Origin of the sequence: Pseudoxanthomonas spadix, assembly GCF_003703395.1 — a bacterium.
Taxonomy (GTDB): Bacteria; Pseudomonadota; Gammaproteobacteria; order Xanthomonadales; family Xanthomonadaceae; genus Pseudoxanthomonas_A; species Pseudoxanthomonas_A spadix.
Genome location: NZ_RDQN01000001.1, coordinates 335510 through 354554, shown reverse-complemented (window position 1 = coordinate 354554; position 19045 = coordinate 335510). Strand labels below are relative to the sequence as shown.

Annotated in this window: 13 protein-coding genes and 1 tRNA gene; 4 read left to right on the top strand and 10 right to left on the bottom strand. The window is 66.7% G+C overall.

All coding sequences use genetic code 11. The annotated features are described in order from the left end of the window. The first annotated feature begins 215 nt into the window (after positions 1-215). From acnA to D9R12_RS01605, 3 genes are all read left to right on the top strand, one after another. A complete protein-coding gene (gene acnA / locus D9R12_RS01615; protein WP_122227231.1) occupies positions 216-2981 on the top strand; it encodes an aconitate hydratase AcnA in 2766 nt (921 codons plus the stop codon). A gap of 541 nt (positions 2982-3522) precedes the next feature. After that, a complete protein-coding gene (locus D9R12_RS01610; protein ID WP_122227229.1) occupies positions 3523-5211 on the top strand; it encodes an AMP-binding protein in 1689 nt (562 codons plus the stop codon). Between the two features lie 261 nt (positions 5212-5472). Beyond that, positions 5473-6345: a crotonase/enoyl-CoA hydratase family protein gene (locus D9R12_RS01605; RefSeq protein ID WP_014160722.1), complete on the top strand. Its 873-nt coding sequence runs from the start codon at positions 5473-5475 to the stop codon at positions 6343-6345. A 269-nt stretch (positions 6346-6614) separates the two neighbouring features. Here D9R12_RS01605 and D9R12_RS01600 read toward each other — a convergent pair whose 3' ends face one another. The 4 genes from D9R12_RS01600 to prfB form a co-directional block, all read right to left on the bottom strand. Continuing rightward, positions 6615-8837, bottom strand: coding sequence for an ATP-binding protein (locus D9R12_RS01600; protein WP_122227663.1), 2223 nt, complete (start codon positions 8835-8837; stop codon positions 6615-6617). Positions 8838-8842: 5 nt separating this feature from the next. Continuing rightward, on the bottom strand, positions 8843-9982 hold the full coding sequence (gene rpfG, locus D9R12_RS01595; RefSeq protein WP_122227227.1) for a cyclic di-GMP phosphodiesterase response regulator RpfG: 1140 nt from the start codon (positions 9980-9982) through the stop codon (positions 8843-8845). A 312-nt stretch (positions 9983-10294) separates the two neighbouring features. After that, the gene (lysS, locus tag D9R12_RS01590) at positions 10295-11803 is read right to left on the bottom strand and encodes a lysine--tRNA ligase (protein ID WP_122227225.1); all 1509 of its coding nucleotides are present in this window, start codon (positions 11801-11803) and stop codon (positions 10295-10297) included. 65 nt (positions 11804-11868) lie between these two features. Next, positions 11869-12994 (bottom strand): peptide chain release factor 2 gene (gene prfB, locus D9R12_RS01585; RefSeq protein ID WP_122227223.1). Its coding sequence is split into 2 segments (ribosomal slippage): positions 11869-12918 and positions 12920-12994, totalling 1125 coding nucleotides; the frame shifts between segments, so codons are not numbered across the junction. A 115-nt stretch (positions 12995-13109) separates the two neighbouring features. Between prfB and D9R12_RS01580 the strand changes: the two genes are divergently transcribed. After that, positions 13110-15032, top strand: a complete 1923-nt coding sequence (locus D9R12_RS01580; RefSeq protein ID WP_147475036.1) for a GGDEF domain-containing protein — start codon at positions 13110-13112, stop codon at positions 15030-15032. Positions 15033-15299: 267 nt separating this feature from the next. Here the strand turns inward: D9R12_RS01580 and D9R12_RS01575 are convergent. The 6 genes from D9R12_RS01575 to D9R12_RS01550 form a co-directional block, all read right to left on the bottom strand. Continuing rightward, a tRNA-Ala gene (locus D9R12_RS01575) sits at positions 15300-15375 on the bottom strand. Positions 15376-15435: 60 nt separating this feature from the next. Next, positions 15436-16143: a lipoprotein-releasing ABC transporter ATP-binding protein LolD gene (gene lolD, locus D9R12_RS01570; protein WP_122227219.1), complete on the bottom strand. Its 708-nt coding sequence runs from the start codon at positions 16141-16143 to the stop codon at positions 15436-15438. After that, positions 16136-17398 carry a lipoprotein-releasing ABC transporter permease subunit gene (locus tag D9R12_RS01565; RefSeq protein ID WP_122227217.1) on the bottom strand — a complete coding sequence of 421 codons (1263 nt, stop codon included), beginning with the start codon at positions 17396-17398 and terminating at the stop codon, positions 16136-16138. The genes lolD and D9R12_RS01565 overlap by 8 nt, the downstream gene beginning before the upstream one ends. A gap of 49 nt (positions 17399-17447) precedes the next feature. Then, positions 17448-17822 (bottom strand): hypothetical protein, encoded by a 375-nt coding sequence (locus tag D9R12_RS01560; RefSeq protein WP_244671972.1) that lies wholly within the window; start codon positions 17820-17822, stop codon positions 17448-17450. Positions 17823-17850: 28 nt separating this feature from the next. Next, entirely contained in the window at positions 17851-18117 is a 267-nt protein-coding gene (locus D9R12_RS01555; RefSeq protein WP_014160738.1) for an FAD assembly factor SdhE, read from the bottom strand. A 75-nt stretch (positions 18118-18192) separates the two neighbouring features. Beyond that, on the bottom strand, positions 18193-18972 hold the full coding sequence (locus D9R12_RS01550) for a succinate dehydrogenase iron-sulfur subunit (protein ID WP_014160739.1): 780 nt from the start codon (positions 18970-18972) through the stop codon (positions 18193-18195). Positions 18973-19045: the final 73 nt, after the last annotated feature.

Genomic DNA, 19045 nt, shown 5'->3' with positions numbered 1-19045 from the left:
TGGCGGTCGAGGCGAAAATTCGGCTGCGCGAGGACAGATTTTCGGCGATTCGCCGCCCCATAGTGGTTCTATGGGGCAAGAAGCGACGGAAATATGGACCGCACAGCCGGATTTGCAGCCCGGCCGGCCAAAGTCCGACAGGCTCCTAGGTCATCGGACCGCCAGCGCCGGACGGTCATGCCCACCGCGCACGTCACATCGAACAGGAGCCTGACATGAGCGATTCCTTCAAGACCCGCAGCCAGCTGGACGTGGCCGGGACCTCTTACACCTACTTCAGCCTGCCCACCCTGGGCCAGCGCTTCGATATCACCGGCCTGCCCTACTCCATGAAGATCCTGCTGGAGAACCTGCTGCGCTGCGAGGATGGCGTCAGCGTCACTCCCGAGCACATCCAGGCCGTTGCCACCTGGGACCCGGAGGCCGAGCCGGACACCGAGATCGCCTTCATGCCCGCGCGCGTGGTCCTGCAGGATTTCACCGGCGTGCCATGCGTGGTCGATCTGGCCGCCATGCGCGATGCGGTGGTCAAGCTGGGCGGCAATGCCGACCAGATCAATCCGCAGATTCCTTCCGAACTGGTGATCGACCATTCGGTCCAGGTGGACGTGTTCGGCAGCCCCGACGCGCTTGACCTCAACGGCAAGATCGAGTTCCAGCGCAACAAGGAACGCTACAGCTTCCTGCGCTGGGGCCAGAAGGCGTTCGACAACTTCAAGGTCGTCCCGCCCAGCACCGGCATCGTCCACCAGGTCAACCTTGAGAATCTGGCCCGGGTGGTGATGACCCGCGAGCAGGACGGCACGGTATTCGCCTATCCGGACACGGTGTTCGGCACCGACTCGCACACCACCATGATCAATGGCCTGGGCGTGCTGGGCTGGGGCGTGGGCGGCATCGAGGCCGAGGCGGCGATGCTGGGCCAGCCCTCGTCCATGCTGATTCCGCAGGTCGTCGGCTTCGAGCTGACCGGCAAGCTGCCCGAAGGCGCCACCGCCACCGACCTGGTGCTCACCATCACCCAGATGCTGCGCAAGCATGGCGTGGTGGGCAAGTTCGTCGAATTCTTCGGCCCGGGGCTGCAGCACCTGCCACTGGCCGACCGCGCCACCATCGGCAACATGGCGCCCGAATACGGCGCCACCTGCGGCATCTTCCCGATCGACCAGGAATCGCTGAACTACCTGCGCCTGTCCGGCCGCGAAGAGAACCACATCGCCCTGGTCGAGGCCTACGCCAAGGCCCAGGGCCTGTGGCACGACGCTGGCAGCGCCCCTGCCAGATACAGCGCCACCCTGCGCCTGGACATGGGCGAAGTGAAGCCCTCGCTGGCCGGCCCCAAGCGCCCGCAGGACCGTGTGCTGCTCAGCGACATGAAGGCCAACTATCGGCAAAGCGTGGCGCCCCTCGTCCAGGCGCGCGAGAACAAGCGCAACAGCGACCTCAAGCAGGAAGAGCGCCTGGCCAACGAGGGCGGCGGCACCGCGGTGGGCGCCGAAGCGGCGCACCGCGAACCGGCCGGCGACACCGGCTCGGGCTGGCAACTCAAGGATGGCGCGGTGGTGATTGCCGCGATCACCTCGTGCACCAACACCTCCAACCCGGCGGTGATGCTCGGCGCCGGCCTGCTGGCGCGCAACGCGGTGGCCAAGGGCCTCAAGGCCGCGCCGTGGGTCAAGACCTCGCTTGGCCCGGGCTCGCTGGTGGTCACCGATTACCTGAAGAAAGCCGGGGTGATGGATGATCTGGAGAAGCTGGGCTTCTACCTGGTCGGCTACGGCTGCACCACCTGCATCGGCAACTCCGGTCCGCTGCCGGACGATGTATCGGCTGCGATCGCCGAGGGCGACCTGGCGGTGACCTCGGTGCTGTCGGGCAACCGCAACTTCGAAGGTCGCGTGCATCCGGAAGTGAAGATGAACTACCTGGCCTCACCTCCGCTGGTGGTGGCCTACGCGATCGCCGGAACCACCGACATCGACCTGACCTGCGAGCCACTGGGCAAGGGCAGCGACGGCAAGGACGTCTACCTCAAGGACATCTGGCCGACCAACAAGGAAATCGGCGACTTCATCGCCAGGACCATCGGCCCGGAGATGTTCAAGAAGAACTATGCCGACGTGTTCAAGGGCGACAGCCGCTGGAACAGCATCCAGTCGCCCGACGGCAGCCTGTATGTGTGGGACGCCGACTCGACCTACATCAAGAACCCGCCCTATTTCGAGGGCATGTCGGCCCATCCGGGCACGGTCGACGACGTGCACGGCGCGCGGATCATCGGCGTGTTCGGCGACTCGATCACCACCGACCACATTTCCCCGGCCGGCAACATCAAGAAGGATTCGCCGGCAGGGCGCTTCCTGCTGGCCCGCGGCGTCCAGCCGGCGGACTTCAACAGCTATGGCAGCCGGCGCGGCAACGATGATGTGATGGTGCGCGGCACCTTTGCCAACATTCGGATCAAGAACCTGGTGTTCGGCGGCGAGGAAGGCGGCAACGCGCTGTACTACCCCAAGGCCGGCGGCAGCCCGGAAAAGCTGGCGATCTACGACGCGGCGATGAAGTACAAGGCCGACGGCGTGCCGCTGGTGGTGCTGGCCGGCAAGGAGTACGGCACTGGCTCCTCGCGCGACTGGGCGGCCAAGGGGACCAACCTGCTGGGCATCAAGGCGGTGATCGCCGAGAGCTTCGAGCGCATCCACCGCTCCAACCTGGTGGGCATGGGCGTGCTGCCGCTGCAGTTCAAGGAGGGCGAAAATGCGCAGTCGCTGGGCCTGGATGGCTCGGAGGTCATCGATGTCACAGGGCTCAACGACGGTGATTCCAGGACCGCCCAGGTCGTGGCGAAGAAGGCCGATGGCTCCGAGGTGAAGTTCGAGGCCCGCGTCCTGCTGCTGACGCCGAAGGAAGTGGAGTACTTCCGCCACGGCGGCCTGCTGCATTACGTGCTGCGCCAGTTGGCTGCAAAAAAGGCCGCCTGACGCCGGAACCGGCGCAAGCCGGCCCTCGCGGTGCGCGAGGGCGTTCGAGGGCGCGCGAACCAATGGTTCGCAAAACGCGCCCTCTCACCCACCACGGCGGCCTGCTGCATTACGTGCTGCGCCAGTTGGCTGCGAAAAAGCCCGCCTGAAACCGGAACCGGCGCAAGCCGGCCCTCGCGGTGCGCGAGGGCCGGCTTGCCGCATGACGCGTCGCACCAGTTGGCTGCGAAGAAAGCCGCATGGCGGGGCGAAAGTGGGACCGCGATCGGCGCAGCTGACCTGATTGACATCGCAACAACGCGAAAGGCCCGCGATGCAGGGCCTTCCGCGATCAAGCCAACGCCACACCACCGCCTCGGCGCGGGCATAGGAGTCGGGATGAACCAGGATCAGGGCCAGCCAGGTCAACCAGACCATGCGCCCGGGTACTGAAAGATTCCGGTTTGGGCCGCCTGCCGGTATGCTCATCGCCACGATTTTTGCAGGGGGCACCGGATCGCCCGGCTGCACCCGAACCGAGCACCCCTGGGAGGGGCAGACGATGATGCAGGACCGACCCTGGTTTGCCAGCTATCCCGATGGCATGCCGCACGAGATCGACGTTGAACAATACCGCTCCATCGTCTCTGCCCTCGAGTCAACCATCGACAAGTACCGCGACCGGCCGGCCTACCTCAACTTCGGCAAGATCCTGACCTACGCTGACCTGGATCGCCTGAGCGGGCAGATGGCCAGCTATCTGCTGCACGAACTCAAGCTCAAGCGCGGTGCCCGCGTCGCGGTGATGATGCCCAACTGCCTGCAGTTCCCGATCTCGATCTTCGGCATCCTGCGCGCGGGTCTGACCGTGGTAAACGTCAATCCGCTCTACACTTCGCGCGAACTGCACCACCAGCTGCAGGATTCCGGCGCCGCGGCGCTGATCGTGATCGACAACTTCGGCGACACCGCGGCGCAGGCGCTGCCCGGCACCCAGGTCAAGCACGTGGTCAGCACGGCGCTCGGCGACATGCTCGGCTTGCCGAAGGGACCGCTGGTGAACTTCGTCCTGCGCTACCTGAAGAAAATGGTGCCGGACTATGAAATCGACGGCGCGGTGCGTTTCCGCGATGCGCTCGCCCTGGGCAAGGGCAAGTCGCTGCCCAAGCTGGACATCCAGCCCGACGACATCGCCTTTCTGCAGTACACCGGCGGCACCACCGGCGTGGCCAAGGGCGCGATGCTGACCCACCGCAACCTGGTGGCCAACATGCAGCAGGCTTCCATCTGGGTGGGCAGCAAGGCCCGGCCGGGCGAGGAATATATCATCACCGCGCTGCCGCTCTACCATATCTTCGCCTTGACGGCCAACTGCCTGGTCTTCATGAAGTTTGGCGCCCTCAACCACCTGATCACCAATCCGCGGGACATGAAGGGCTTCGTCAAGGAGCTGTCCAAGGCCCCATTCACCGCCATCACCGGCGTCAATACGCTGTTCAACGGGCTGCTCAACACGCCCGGCTTCGACAAGGTCGATTTCAGCAGGCTGCGCCTGACCCTGGGCGGCGGGATGGCCGTGCAGCGCGCCGTGGCCGAGCGCTGGAAACAGGTCACCGGCGCGACCCTCGTGGAAGCCTACGGCCTGACCGAAACCTCGCCGGCCGTGTGCATCAACCCGATGAACCTGGCCGACTACAACGGCTCCATCGGCCTGCCGGTGCCTTCCACCGACTGTTGCCTGAAGGACGACGACGGCAACCTTGTCGAAGGCGACGAGAACGCGGTGGGTGAGCTGTGCGTCAAGGGTCCGCAGGTCATGAAAGGCTACTGGAACCGCCCCGATGAGACTGCCAAGGTCATCGATGCCGATGGCTGGCTGCACACCGGCGACATGGCACGCATGGACCGGCAGGGCTTCTTCTATATCGTCGATCGCAAGAAGGACATGATCCTGGTGTCCGGCTTCAACGTGTACCCGAACGAAGTCGAGGACGTGCTGGCCGGGATGCCCGGCGTGCTGGAAGTGGCGGCGGTCGGCGTGCCCGACCCACATTCTGGCGAGGTGGTCAAGGTCTTCATCGTGCCCAAGGACCCCGGCCTCACCGTTGAGCAGGTCAAGGCGTTCTGCCGCGAGAACCTTGCCGGCTACAAGCAGCCGCGCCAGGTCGAATTCCGCACCGAGCTGCCCAAGACCAATGTCGGCAAGATCCTGCGCAAGGAACTACGCAGGCAGGAAGAAGCGGCACGCTGAGCGTGCGGCTGCGCGCCCTGCGGGCGCGAATTTGGAGCCTGCGTCGCCCCTCTGGCAGGGTGCCCGGGCGACGCGTGGCCTGCGGGCGCGCGCCGGTGCTTTTGTGACGAACATCCCATAAACAATGGCGATCCTGCTGAACGGCATAAGCCGTTGAGTTAATTCATTTTTCCGAATTATTTAACAGTCCGTTCAGGTGTAGCATCGTTTGCGCCGCGGCCAACGTGGCGCTTGCCTTCCCACAGCCTCCAGGATATCGCCATGAACCAGATCGAAAAGCTCCAGCGCACTCGCCCCTTCTCCACCATCCGCACCGAACTGACCCACGAGGACAGCAGCCATTGGCTGTTCATGCATGCCGATGCCGCCGAAGGCATCCGTCCATGCTGCCGCCCGGAAATGCTCGACGAGATGTGGGCATTCATGAGTTCGATCACGCGCGCGCCTGCGCAGCGTCGCAGCGGCGAGTTGCGTCATTTCGTGCTGGCCTCCGATGCCAATGCCTACAACCTCGGTGGCGACCTGAACCTGTTCACCAGGCTCATCCGCGAAGGCAATCGCGATCGCCTGCTGGCCTACGCGCAGCGCTGCGTGGAAGGCGTGCACCACCTGCATGTCGGCTTTGGCGGCGACGTGCGCAGCATCGCGCTGATCCAGGGCGATGCGCTGGGTGGTGGCCTGGAGATGGCGCTGGCCTGCCACACCATCGTGGCCGAGGAAGGTTCCGGCATGGGCCTGCCGGAAGTGCTGTTCGGCCTGTTCCCGGGCATGGGCGCCTATTCGTTCCTGTGCCGTCGCGTGGCGCCGCAGGTGGCCGAGAAAATCATCCTGGAAGGCCGCGTTCATAGCGCCGAGGAAATGTACAGACTGGGTGTCGTCGACATTCTCGTGCCCAAGGGCCAGGGCGTGGCCGCGGTCGAGGACCTGATCCGCCAGCAGCGGCGCATTCCCCATTCGTATCTGGCAATGAACCAGGCGCGCAACCTGGCCCAGGCGGTTAGCTACGACGAACTGCTGGAGATCACCAAGGTCTGGGTGGAAACCGCACTGGCCCTGGGCGACAAGTCGCTGCGCACCATGGACCGACTGGTCAAGGCGCAGACCCGTCGCGCCACGCTCGAGGTCGTCGCCTGAGCGCGGTACCGGTCTGAGGAAGGGATTCCGGCCCGGCCCTTGCCGGGCCCGTGACCACGCTTCGCCGATCGCTGCGGCCACCGCGTCTGCCGATGGCCGAGGCGGCTAGCAGCCTGTCGGGCTTTGGTGGTCGAGGCGAGAATTCGGCTGTGCGAGGTCAGATTTTCGACGGTTCGCCGGCCCATAGTGGTGCTATGGGCCAAGAAGCGGCGGAAAGATGGACCGCACAGGCGGATTCGCAGCCCGGCCGACCAAAGTCCGACAGACTGCTAGCGCTCGGCTCCGCCGTCGCGGGCCCTGTGTCGCTGTGCACGTGCGATCAGCGCTTCACGGCCCATGTCCAGGTGCGTGTGCAATTGGTGCATGCGCTGGCGCCATTCGGATTTGACCTGCCAGTCGGCCATGCGCATGAACTGGCCGCCCTCCTCGGCCAGCCGCGTCAGGCCCAGATTACCGGCCACCCCTTTCAAGGCATGTGCGTGTTCGCGCACGCGCTCCCATTCGTGCTGTTCGCCGGCGCGGGTCAGCCCGGCGAAACAGGCATCGGCATCGGCCAGGCACTGCTGAATGAATTCCTGCTCGAACGCCTCGCCCATCCCCAGCTGCGCCAGCTCGTCCAGCACGCGCGGGTCCAGCACCTGGTGCTGCTGGCCGGCCTGCGTGACGTCGGCCCCGCGTACCGGAGTCAGCTTGGACGGCGTGCGCAGGCTGGCGTTGACGGCGATTTCGCCGAGGTAATCCAGCAATTTGGACGCGGCCACCGGCTTGGCCAGGAAGGCGTAGGCGCCAGCCTGCTCGCAGCGGCTGATCGATTCGGGCGTCACGTCGGCGCTGAGGACCATCACCGGTGTGATCGGCCCACCGCCAGCCTGCATCACCCGCAGTTCCTTGAGCAGGTCCAGGCCGCTCATGCCAGGCATGTGCAGGTCGATGATCACCGCGTCGTAGTCGGACATGGCCATGGCATCGAGCACGTCCTCGCCGCCGTTGACGCAACTGACGCGATGGCCGGCCTTCTGCAGCAAGCGCTGCAGCACCATGCGGTTGGCCTGGTGATCGTCGGCCACCAGGATGTGCATGCAGCGCACGCGCGCGCGGTGACGCAGGAACGGATCGGAGAAGGCGATGACGTTCTCGGCCGTGCCGAGGTGCTGAGGCTGGACTTCGGCCTGGGTCTGCTCCTCCAGCGCCAGGGCCGGCACCATCGGCGCTGGCGCGGCGTGTGGATCGACCGCGCGGAACGGCATTTCCACCCAGAACGTACTGCCCAGGCCGACTTCACTCTCGAACCCGATCGTGCCGCCCATGGCTTCGGCCAGGCCCTTGGCGATCGCCGTGCCCAGGCCGGTGCCACCGTAGCGACGACTCATGCTGACGTCGGCCTGTTCGAAGGCTTCGAACAGGCGACCCTGCAGGCGCAGCGGGATGCCGATGCCGGTATCGATGACCGTAAAGCGCAGGCGCGGGCCGCGATCGGCATCGCTGGCGGCCAACCGCGACACCTGGATGCGCACGCCACCGCGCTCGGTGAACTTGACCGCATTGCCGACCAGGTTGATCAGGATCTGGCGCAGGTGACGGGCATCGCCGCGCAGTACCGGCGGCACGTCGTCGGCGAAACTGACCGCGTAGTCCAGACCCTTGGCCTTGGCCTGCGGCAGCATGATGAAGCCCACGTGCTGAACCAGCTCACGCGGAGAGAATTCCGATTCGTCCAGGCGCAGCTTGCCAGCCTCGATGGCCGAGATGTCCAGCACCTCTTCCACCAGCGCCAGCAGGCTGCGGGCCGATGCCTGGATGGTGTTGAGGCACTCGCGCTGCTCGCCGTCCAGGCGCGTGGTGGCCAGCACCTCGGTCATGCCGGACAGGCCGTTGAGCGGGGTGCGGAATTCATGGCTCATGTTGGCCAGGAAGCGGCTCTTGGCCTCACTGGCCCGGCGCGCCTCGGCGCTGGCGCCGGTCAGCTTGCGCAGCAAGCCGGAGAAATACAGTGGCACCGCGGCCAGGCCCACGAGCAGGCCGATGGCCAGTTTCAGGTTGGCCAGCCAGTAGTCGGTCAACAGCACCGTAGTGGCGAAGCTTGACATCGCCATGACCACCGCCAGGTAGAGGTAGTTGTTGCCGTAGCGCAGGCCGTTGCCCACGGTGACCCACATCACCACCACGTAGACCCAGCTCAGCGGCTCGCCCATGTGGATCATGCCGGCGGCCATCAGGCCATAGTCGGCCAGCATGCCGACGATGCGGCGCGCATCCGAACGCCCGGGCCTGGCCAGCATCCACGCCAACAGCCCCCAGGCCAGGGTCAGGCCAGTCAGCACGATGGTCAGCGCCCTGGCGTACTGGCCTTCCGGCAAGTCAGCGCGGACCGGCGGCAGCAGCACGTACAACAGGATCAGGCTGATCAATGCGATGCGCACCGCGGCCTGACCCTGCTCATTGTCGCGGCGCACGGCCAGCCGTTGCTTCAGCGTTGTCAGCAGTGCAGCCATGGTCATCACTCCATTCCGGGCCGAACCGGCAGGGTGGAATAGCGTTCGCAGATCTGGTCCAGCCGCTCGCGACCGCGGAACAGCGCGTCCACGCAGGCCGGGTCGAACAGGCGGCCACGCTGGGCGTACAGGTAGGCCAGCGCCGCGTCGCGGGTCCAGGCCGGCTTGTAGGGACGCGCGGAGATCAGGGCGTCGAACACGTCGGCCACCGCCACGATGCGGGCCTCGATCGGGATCTGCTCGCCGCGCAGGCCATCGGGGTAACCGCTGCCGTCGTAGCGCTCGTGATGGCGCAATGCGATCAGGGCGCCGGCCTGGATCAGCCGGTTCTGGCTGCCAATCAGCAGTTCGTGGCCGATCCTGGGATGGCGGCGCATGATCACCAGTTCGTCCTCGTCCAGCGGTCCGGGCTTCATCAGCACCGCATCGGGAATGGCGATCTTGCCCATGTCGTGCAGTGGTGCGGACAGTTCGATCGAGCGCACGTCTTCCTCGCCCATGCCCAGCTGCTCGGCGACCAGCGCGGCCACGCGCGACATGCGTTCGAGGAAGGCACTGGTGCCGCGGTCGCGGTATTCGATGGCGCGGGCCAGGCGCGAGAGCGTCTCGCGCTCGCGCTCCTCGACCTCGTGCATGCTCGCCAGCAGGCGCTGCTCCAGTGACAGGGCGCGCTGCTTGACGTTCTCGGACTGCTGGCGCAGCTGCAGCAGGTTGCGGCAGCGGGCGCGCAGCTCGCGCGGGCGCACCGGCTTGACCAGGAAATCGATGATGCCCGCTTCCAGCGCGGCCTGGCGGATCGGCTCGTCGCCAACCACGGTGATCAGGATCACCGGGATGTCGCGGTGCATCGGCAGGCGGCGGAAGCGGCGGGCGAACTCCAGCCCGTCCATGCCCGGCATGCGGTAATCGAGCAGCAGCAGGTCGGTGCGGTTGCTGCTGCACCAGTTCAGGGCCACCTGGGGATCGCCGAAGTCGTGCACGGACAGTTCGCTGGCGATGTCCTCGATCACGTGGCGCAGCATGGTCCGCGCGGACGCCTGATCGTCGACGATGACGATGTTCAACTCACTGCCCGCGCCGTTGGGCCAGCGCTGCTGGTCGGTGGGCGATGAGACCGCGGTGAAGACTCGGTTTGGGGTGAGCATGTATGGCCACCTCTCGGGGGATGGCGAGGCTGCAGGGAACTATAGGGGAAACGCTGGAACACCGGATTTTTCACCCTGAACGCAACCGAGTGCGCCGAACGGGGGAAGATGATGCACAAAACATGCCACTCATGCTCACCGGCGCCACCGGGGGCGCGCGATCGGATCTGGTGCCGGGGCGTTGCCGCCGCCGGGCGCCCAGGCACGCGTTCCTGCGAAAGATGCATTCGGCCAGGCGCCCAACGCAGCGCCCCGGACCGGACGCGCGTCCGATCGCGCACAGGCGCCACTACTGCCCCGGTGCGTCACTTTTCAACCCTGCGCTTCGGGGCGCATGTAGGGGAACAGCAGCACATCCCGGATTGAATCGGCCCCGGTCAGCAGCATCACCAGCCGGTCGATGCCGATCCCCAGGCCGCCGGTCGGTGGCATGCCGTACTCCAGGGCGCGGATGTAATCGGCGTCGAAGTGCATGGCTTCGTCGTCGCCACCTTCCTTGGCCTCGACCTGGGCGCGGAAGCGCGCGGCCTGGTCTTCCGGGTCGTTGAGCTCGGAGAAGCCATTGGCGATCTCCTTGCCGTTGATGAACAGCTCGAAGCGGTCGGTGTAGCCGGCCTCGGTATCGCTGGCGCGGGCCAGCGGCGAGACTTCCAGCGGGTGGCCGGTGATGAAGGTCGGCTCGACCAGGGTGTGTTCGACCGTGGCCTCGAAGATCTCCAGCAACAGCCTGCCCCAGCCATAGGACGGTTTGACCTTGATCTGCAACCGTTCGCAGTGGCCCAGCAGCGCCTGGCGGTCGGTGCAGTCGGCCACGGTGATGCCCGGATTGTGATGGCGTACGGCTTGGTCCATGCGCCAGCGGCGGAACGGCTGGCCCAGGTCGATGTCGGCGCCCTCCCAGCGCACCTGGGTGGTGCCCAGCACGGACTGGGCGACGTCGCGGATCAGGTTCTCGGTCAGGTCCATGATCTCGTGGTAGGTGGCGTAGGCCTCGTACAGTTCGAGCATGGTGAATTCGGGGTTGTGGCGGGTGCTGACCCCTTCATTGCGGAAGTTGCGGTTGATCTCGTAGACGCGCTCCAGGCCGCCCACGACCAGGCGCTTGAGGTACAGCTCCGGTGCCACGCGCAGGTACAGGTCCAGGTCCAGCGCGTTGTGATGGGTGGTGAATGGCTTGGCCGTGGCCCCGCCAGGGATGTAATGCATCATCGGCGTTTCCACTTCCAGGAAGCCGCGCGCGTCCAGCCAGGCACGGATCGCGCGGATGATCCTGGAGCGCTTGATGAACACCTCGCGCGCCTCCGGGGTGACGATCAGGTCCACGTAGCGCTGGCGGTAGCGCTGTTCCACATCGCTCAGGCCATGCCACTTGTCCGGCAGCGGACGCAGCGACTTGGTCAGCAGGCGCAACGTGGTGGCCTTGACCGACAGCTCACCGGTGCGGGTGCGGGTCAGGCTGCCTTCGACGCCGACGATGTCGCCCACGTCCCAGCCCTTGAACGCCTCATAGCGCTCGCCCAGCACATTGCCCTGCAGGAACAGCTGGATGCGCCCGGATTGGTCCTGGATCTGGGCGAAGCTGGCCTTGCCCATCACCCGCTTGGCCATCAGCCGGCCGGCGAGCCTGACCTGGCGGTCCAGCCCTTCGAGCACCTCGGCAGTGAAGGTGTCCGCATCGGCGAATTCGGCCTGCAGGTCGCCGGCCAGCGCATGGCGACGGAAGTCGTTTGGATAGGCGATGCCCTGCCCGCGCAGGGCGTGAAGTTTGCCGCGGCGCTCGGCGATGAGGCTGTTTTCGTCGATGGGCGGCGGTTCATTCATGGCGATGAGGGTCTGAAAGGGGATGAAACAAAACAAGCGCCTGATGGGCAGGCCGCGCAGGTCGATCAGGCGTCGATGCGCCGAGCGCCGGCGTCCAGGCCGGATTTGAGGCTGGCTTCGATGAATTGGTCCAGATCGCCGTCCAGCACCTTCTGGGTGTCGGTGCGCTCCACGCCAGTGCGCAGGTCCTTGATCCGCGACTGGTCCAGCACGTAGTTGCGGATCTGGCTGCCCCAGCCGATGTCGGCCTTGGTCGCTTCCAGCGCGTTCTTCTCGACGTTGCGCTTCTGCACTTCCAGCTCGTAAAGCTTGGCGGCCAGCATCTTCATCGCATTTTCGCGGTTCTGGTGCTGGCTGCGGCCGGTCTGGCAGGCCACCACGGTGTTGGTCGGGATGTGGGTGATGCGTACCGCCGACTCGGTCTTGTTGACGTGCTGGCCGCCGGCCCCGGAGGAACGGTACACGTCGGTGCGCAGGTCGGCCGGGTTGATGTCGATCTGGATGTTGTCGTCGATCTCGGGCGAGACGAACACCGAGGTGAAGCTGGTATGGCGGCGGTTGTCCGAATCGAACGGCGACTTGCGCACCAGCCGGTGCACGCCGATCTCGGTCTTGAGCCAGCCGTAGGCGTACTCGCCTTCCACCCGCACCGTGGCCGATTTGATCCCCGCCACCTCGCCGCCGGAGACTTCCATCAGTTCGGTCTTCCAGCCACGCGACTCGCACCAGCGCAGGTACATGCGCAGCAGCATTTCGGCCCAGTCCTGGGCCTCGGTGCCGCCGGCGCCGGCCTGGATGTCCAGGAAGGCATTGGCGCTGTCCATCTCGCCGGAGAACATGCGCCGGAATTCGAGCTTGTCCACGGCCGCCGCGATCCGGTCCACGTCGGCGACCACGGCCAGCGCGGTGTCCTGGTCGGACTCCATCTGCGCCAGTTCCAGCAGTTCGCCGGCGCTGGCCAGGCCTTCGGTCAGGTCGCGGATGCCGTTGACGGTCTTGTCCAGCTGCGAGCGCTCCCGACCCAGGGCCTGGGCGCGTTCGGCGTCGTTCCAGACCTCGGGGTTCTCGAGCTCGCGCTCGACCTCTTCCAGACGCTCGCGCTTGGCGTCGTAGTCAAAGAAACCCCCGGAGTGAATCCAGCCGCGCAGTGAGTTCGGCGATGCGGTGACGGACGGGATTGAGTTCGATCATGAAAGCGCACGGGTCTTGAGGCAAGACCGCAATTCTAGCAAGTCTGCCCCACCCGGCCGCCGCCCGGACCGGCATCTGGCTACAATGGCCACTCCGGTAACAGGGGACCGGCACCTTGCCTTGGATCGTCCGCAATATCCTTTGGGGGATCGCGCCGCTGTTGCTGTCGGTGGGTCTGTCCGCGCCCGCGCAGGTGGCGGGCGAGGACCCGCTGGAGGCCCAGATCGGCCGCTGTTTCCAGCTGCGCCGCAGCCAGCCCAGCGAGGCGGCACAGATCGCCCAGCGCGCCCTGCCCCAGGCGCAGCGCGATCCCGCCCAACGCATCAAGCTGCTCAGCTGCATGGGCCAGGCGCAGGCGTTGGCCGGCGACGGCACCGCTGCCATCGCCACCGTCGACCGGACCGTGGCCGAGCTGAAGGCCCATCCGCAGCCGCCGCCGTTCATGCTGCGCGCCTATTCCAACCTCGCCGTGGCCTTGCATGTGGCCGGGCAACTGCATCGGGCGCTGGACTACTACAAACTGGCCTACGATGCGGCGCTGGCCGCCGATTCAGCCGCAGCCCAGGTCAGCACGCTGATCAACGTGGCGATCATCTACAGCGAGGAACTGGCCGCCTACGACCAGGCCGAGGACTATTTTGCCCGGGCCCAGGTGATCGCCGACCGCAGCGGAAAACCCAGCCCCCTGCTGGCCTACAACCGCGCGATGAACGCCATCCGCGCCGGCCGCGACCAGGCCGTCCCCTCGCTGCTGGACCAGGCCGAGCGCATCGCCCGCGCCAGCGATACCCAGATCATCATCGCCCGCAGCCAGGCCGAATGGATCGCGCTGCAGGCCCGCCGCGGCCTGGCAGAAAACCCGCGCCCGCGCCTGCTGGAGATCGCCCGGCAGCAACAGCAGGCCCAGGACCCATCGGGCGCCTCGACCACGCTGGTGCGGGTGTCGGCACTGGCGCTGGCCGATCGCGACCCGGCCGCGGCCCTGCACCAGGCGAGCGCCGCGCTGGCCCTGGCCCGCAGCGGCGGGTTCCGCACCGAGCAACGCGATGCCATGCAGGCACTGCTGGCCGCGCAGCGTGCGCTGGGCCAGTATCGCCAGGCGCTGGCCACCAGCGAGTCCTTGAACCGTCGTCAGGTCCAGGAGCTGCGTTCGCACAACCTGGCGGGACTGGCCACCCTGCAGGAACGCCTGAGCGATACCGAGCGCGTCCGCGAACTGGCCGCCGTGCGTGCCGACCAGCGCGTGCAGGCGCTGCAACTGGACAGCGCGCGTACCCTGCGCAACCTGGCGATCCTGGGTTTCTGCGCCCTGGCCCTGCTCAGCGCCGGGTTCTACATCTACCAGCGCAGGGTGCGCGCGCGGCTGGAGCTGCTCAGCAGCACCGACGCGATGACCGGCATGCTCAACCGGCGCGCGGCCAACGCGCGCATGGCCGCGCTGCCCACCCAGAGCGACGGCGCGCAGCGGCATGTGGCCTTCCTGGTGGACATCGACCACTTCAAGGACGTCAACGACCGGCACGGCCACCAGACCGGCGATGCGCTGCTGGTGGAAATCGCCCAGCGCCTGCGCACCCAGGGCGAGCCGGACGGCATCGTGGCGCGCTGGGGCGGCGAGGAGTTCCTGGTGGCGCGGGCCAACGTGGATCTTGCTCGCGTGGTCCAGCTCGCCGAGGACATGCGCGCGAGCATCGCCGACCATCCGGTGGCGCTGCCTGACGGCGGCACCCAGCCGATGACGGTCTCGATCGGGTTCGCCTGCTGGCCGTTCCATCCCGACCTGCAGGGTCAGCAGCGCGGCGATTTCCACCATGCGCTGAGCCTGGCCGATCGCGCCCTGTACGCCTCCAAGCACGGCGGACGCGATGCCTGGACCGGGCTATGGGGCAATGCGGGGATCCACACGGCAGCGGTCTCGGCCCTGGACCATCCCGACCAGGCCGAAGCTGCCGGCCAACTCCGCGTGCTGACCAACCGGGCGCCGGTGCAGTGGCGCGCCCGCGCGGTGCCGCAGGGCCGACTCAGGTCGTTGGCGTGAGGGGGAACCGGCCTTGGCAAAGCGCTGCAGGCCCATGAAGGGAGCAATGTCAGACTAGTCCCGGAGCGGCCGCGCGTGGGGCATGAGCGAGGTGCAGCCATGAGCCAGCCGGGAAACCCGTTCCAGGCAGCACCACTTGCGATCGGCACGCCACGCCACGCACATCCACGCCGGAACCTGGTTGGCCGGCAATCGCGCTCGCCTCGAAGCCGGCGCATGCCGCCCTGAGAAACAACAAAACCGCCCGAAGGCGGCTTGTCGTGTAGGTGGTGGAGCCAGGGAGGATCGAACTCCCGACCTCGTCATTGCGAACGACGCGCTCTCCCAGCTGAGCTATGGCCCCGTGGGCGGGGATTCTACTGGCCTGTCCCTGTGCTTGCCAACTTGCCTGGCTGCGTTGCGGTCATAGTGCAACCGCACGCAGCCTGCCCTGGTGCAGTTCCAGGGTGCGGTCCAGGCGCGCGGCCAGGCGGCGGTCGTGGGTGACCAGCACCAGGCTGGTCTTCTGCGCGCGGTTGAGCTCCAGCATCAGGTTGAACACGGTCTGGGCGGTCTTCTCGTCCAGGTTGCCGGTGGGTTCGTCGCCGAGCACGCAGGCCGGGCGGTTGACCAGCGCCCGCGCCACGGCCGCGCGCTGGCGCTCGCCGCCGGACAGTTCGCCCGGCTTGTGCTCCAGGCGATGGCCCAGGCCGACCTGTTCCAGCAGCACGCTGGCCCGTTGCCGGGCCACCGCCATGTCCTGGCCGGCCAGGGCAACCGGCATCATCACGTTCTCCAGCGCGGTGAACTCGGGCAGCAGGTGGTGGAACTGGTAGACAAAACCCAGCGCCCGGTTGCGCAGCTGGCCGCGCGCCGCATTGGACAGCCTGGACATTTGCTGTCCGGCCACGTAGACCTCGCCCGAGGTTGGCGTATCCAGCCCGCCCAGCAGGTGCAGCAGGGTGCTCTTGCCGGCGCCGGAGGCACCGACGATGGCCACGGTCTCGCCTGCCTGCACGGCCAGGTCCAGGCCGTCGAACACCGGCGTGCGCATCTTGCCTTCGGCGTAGGTCTTGGCCAGCGCCTCGGCCCGGATCACGGTGCCATCGCCCTGCATCGTCGTCTCATTCATAGCGCAGGGCCTCGGCCGGATCGGTGCGCGCCGCGCGCCAGGCCGGATACAGCGTGGCCAGGAAACTCATGCCCAGCGCGATGAGCGCGATCAGCACGATCTCGTGCGGGTCGAGGTCATACGGCAGGCCGGTGATGTAGTACACGTCCGAGGGCAGCAGGGTCACCTTGAACAGGTGTTCGATCAGTTCCAGGATCCGCTCCAGGTTGGTGGTCAGCACCAGTCCGCCGAGCACGCCGGCCACCGTGCCGATCACCCCGATCAGCGTGCCCTGGACCATGAATACCTGCATCACCCCGCGCGGGGTCAGGCCCAGCGTGCGCAGGATCGCGATGTCGGCCTGCTTGTCGGTGACCAGCATCACCTGCGAGGACACCAGGTTGAAGGCGCCCATCGCGATGATCAGCGACAGCAGGACGCCCATGACGGTCTTTTCCATCTTCAGCGACTGGTAGAGGTTGGCGTTTTCGCTGGTCCAGTCGCTGATGCGGTAGACGTTCTGGCCCAGTTGATAGAGCCGCCCGGCCAGGTCGCGGGCCACCTGCTGGGCCTGGTTCAGGTCATGCAGCATCAGGCGCACGCCGGTGACGCCCTGGCCCATGCGCTTGAGGCGCTGCATGTCCTGCATGTTGACGAAGGCCATGCCCTTGTCCACGTCGTTGTAGCCGACGGTGAAGATGCCCGCGACCTTGAACCGCTTGGCCCGCGGGATCGAGCCCATCGGCGTGCTGTCCGTCGTGGTGGTGGCCACGTTGACGGTGTCCCCCACGCGCACGCCAAGCCATATCGCCAGCTCGCTGCCGAGCAGGATGTTGAACGCACCGGGCTGCAATGCATCGATCGAGCCGGCATCCATCTTCTCGGCCAGCACCGAGACCTGCCGTTCCTGCTCGGGCACGATGCCGCGGACCAGCGCACCCTGGCCCTGGTCAGCGGTGCCGGTCAGCAGCGCTTCGCTGTCCACGTACGGCGCGGCGCCGGCCACGCGCGGGTCCTCCATCGCCAGCTTCACCGCATCCGGCCAATGCTGCATGGGCTGACCGGCGGCGCTGACCGTGGCATGGGCGGTCATCTCCAGCAGGCGGTCGCGGATCTCGCGCTGGAACCCGCTCATCACCGACAAGGTGGTGATCAGCACGGTCACGCCCAGGCCAATGCCGAGGATCGAGGCCAGCGAGATGAAGGAGATGAAGCCGTTGCGCCGCTTGGCGCGCAGATAGCGCAGGCCGATGGCGACAGGAATGGGTTTGAACATTGCGTCCTGCGATTGACGAAAGGCAGGCCGGCTGCGGCCTGTTGGCCGGCTATGGTGCCACCGCCGCCACCGTGGGCGATACCGCGGCCTCGTCGGCGGCCAGACGCAGTTCACGCCGCTGGCGCGCATCCAGCGTATCCGGCCACCAGACCAGATGGCCCCGCTGGCCGGCAACGTCGCACCAGGCCAGGAACGCCAGCGGCCCGCGCCATTGCACCACCAACCGCGCCAACGCCACGCCGTCGAGCGTGCAGGCCGATGTCCCGCCGGGAATCACCAGCCGCCGCACGGGACTGCGCAGGTAGCGGCGCAAGAGATGAAGGTCATAGCCGATGGCCAGTACCGATGCCGCACCGGCACCGGCGCGCGTCAGCGCGCTGCCAAACAACGCCACCACCGCCAATCCCCCGAGCACCCCCAGCATGACGCTGGCCAGGCGCGAGGGCCGCCATTCAAGCCGGCAGCTGGCGGATCCTTTCCATGAGCTGTGCGAGCGCGGCATCGGGGCAGTCCTCATAACCCATGAACCAGCGCCAGAGCCTATCGTCCTCGCATTCGAGCAGTTGTAGGAAAACCGCCCGCTGGGCCTGGGAATCGTTCGCCCAGGCCTTGTCCAGGTAGCGCCCGAACAGCTGGTCAAGCTCGCGCATGCCGCGCCGGCAACGCCAGCGCAGGCGCTTGATGTCCGGATCCAGGGCGGGCTCGGGTACGTCGCTCATCGCAGGTGTCCAAAGGTTTTGCAGAAAGCAAAACGCCCTCCGGCGGAGGGCGCGTTGTGTGCAGCCTCGGTTCGATCAGGCCACCCGGGCCAGCATCAGCTTCTTGATCTCGGCGATCGCCTTGGCCGGGTTCAGGCCCTTCGGGCAGGTCCGGGTGCAGTTCATGATGGTGTGGCAGCGATACAGCTTGAACGGGTCTTCCAGGTCGTCCAGTCGCGCACCGGTGTCCTCGTCGCGCGAGTCGACGATCCAGCGGTAGGCCTGCAGCAGGATCGCCGGACCCAGGTAACGCTCGCCGTTCCACCAGTAGCTCGGGCAGCTGGTCGAGCAGCACGCACACAGGATGCACTCGTACAGGCCGTCGATCTGCTTGCGGTCCTGCGGCGACTGCAGCCGCTCGCGGTCCGGCGCCGGGGTCTGGGTGCGCAGCCACGGCTTGATCGAGGCGTACTGGGCGTAGAAGTGGGTCAGGTCCGGGACCAGGTCCTTGATCACGTCCATGTGCGGCAGCGGATAGACCGGCACTTCGCCCTTGCCACATTCCTCGATGGCCTTGGTGCAGGCCAGCGTGTTGGTGCCGCTGATGTTCATCGCGCACGAACCGCAGATGCCCTCGCGGCACGAGCGACGGAAGGTCAGGGTCGGATCGATCTCGTTCTTGATCTTGATCAGCGCGTCCAGGACCATCGGGCCGCACTTGTCCAGATCCACCTCGTAGGTGTCGGTGCGCGGGTTGCTGTCCTGGTCCGGGTTCCAGCGATAGATCTTGAAGGTGCGCGTGTTCCTGGCGCCGGGCGCAGGAAAATGCTTGCCCTTGCCGATCTTGGAATTCTTGGGGAGTGCAAACTCAGCCATGGCCTGGGTCCGGGTAGAGGATTGGGGGAGTCGGCGCGCCCCGCATGCGGGCGACACGCCGATTCACGGCATT

What these genes read in the sequence shown, in the direction of transcription:
- acnA (WP_122227231.1), top strand. Translation starts at nt 216, where the DNA reads ATGAGCGATTCCTTCAAGACCCGCAGCCAGCTGGACGTGGCCGGGACC.
- D9R12_RS01610 (WP_122227229.1), top strand. Translation starts at nt 3,523, where the DNA reads ATGATGCAGGACCGACCCTGGTTTGCCAGCTATCCCGATGGCATGCCG.
- D9R12_RS01605 (WP_014160722.1), top strand. Translation starts at nt 5,473, where the DNA reads ATGAACCAGATCGAAAAGCTCCAGCGCACTCGCCCCTTCTCCACCATC.
- D9R12_RS01600 (WP_122227663.1), bottom strand. Translation starts at nt 8,837, where the DNA reads ATGGCTGCACTGCTGACAACGCTGAAGCAACGGCTGGCCGTGCGCCGC.
- rpfG (WP_122227227.1), bottom strand. Translation starts at nt 9,982, where the DNA reads ATGCTCACCCCAAACCGAGTCTTCACCGCGGTCTCATCGCCCACCGAC.
- lysS (WP_122227225.1), bottom strand. Translation starts at nt 11,803, where the DNA reads ATGAATGAACCGCCGCCCATCGACGAAAACAGCCTCATCGCCGAGCGC.
- lolD (WP_122227219.1), bottom strand. Translation starts at nt 16,143, where the DNA reads ATGAATGAGACGACGATGCAGGGCGATGGCACCGTGATCCGGGCCGAG.
- D9R12_RS01565 (WP_122227217.1), bottom strand. Translation starts at nt 17,398, where the DNA reads ATGTTCAAACCCATTCCTGTCGCCATCGGCCTGCGCTATCTGCGCGCC.
- D9R12_RS01560 (WP_244671972.1), bottom strand. Translation starts at nt 17,822, where the DNA reads ATGCTGGGGGTGCTCGGGGGATTGGCGGTGGTGGCGTTGTTTGGCAGC.
- D9R12_RS01555 (WP_014160738.1), bottom strand. Translation starts at nt 18,117, where the DNA reads ATGAGCGACGTACCCGAGCCCGCCCTGGATCCGGACATCAAGCGCCTG.
- D9R12_RS01550 (WP_014160739.1), bottom strand. Translation starts at nt 18,972, where the DNA reads ATGGCTGAGTTTGCACTCCCCAAGAATTCCAAGATCGGCAAGGGCAAG.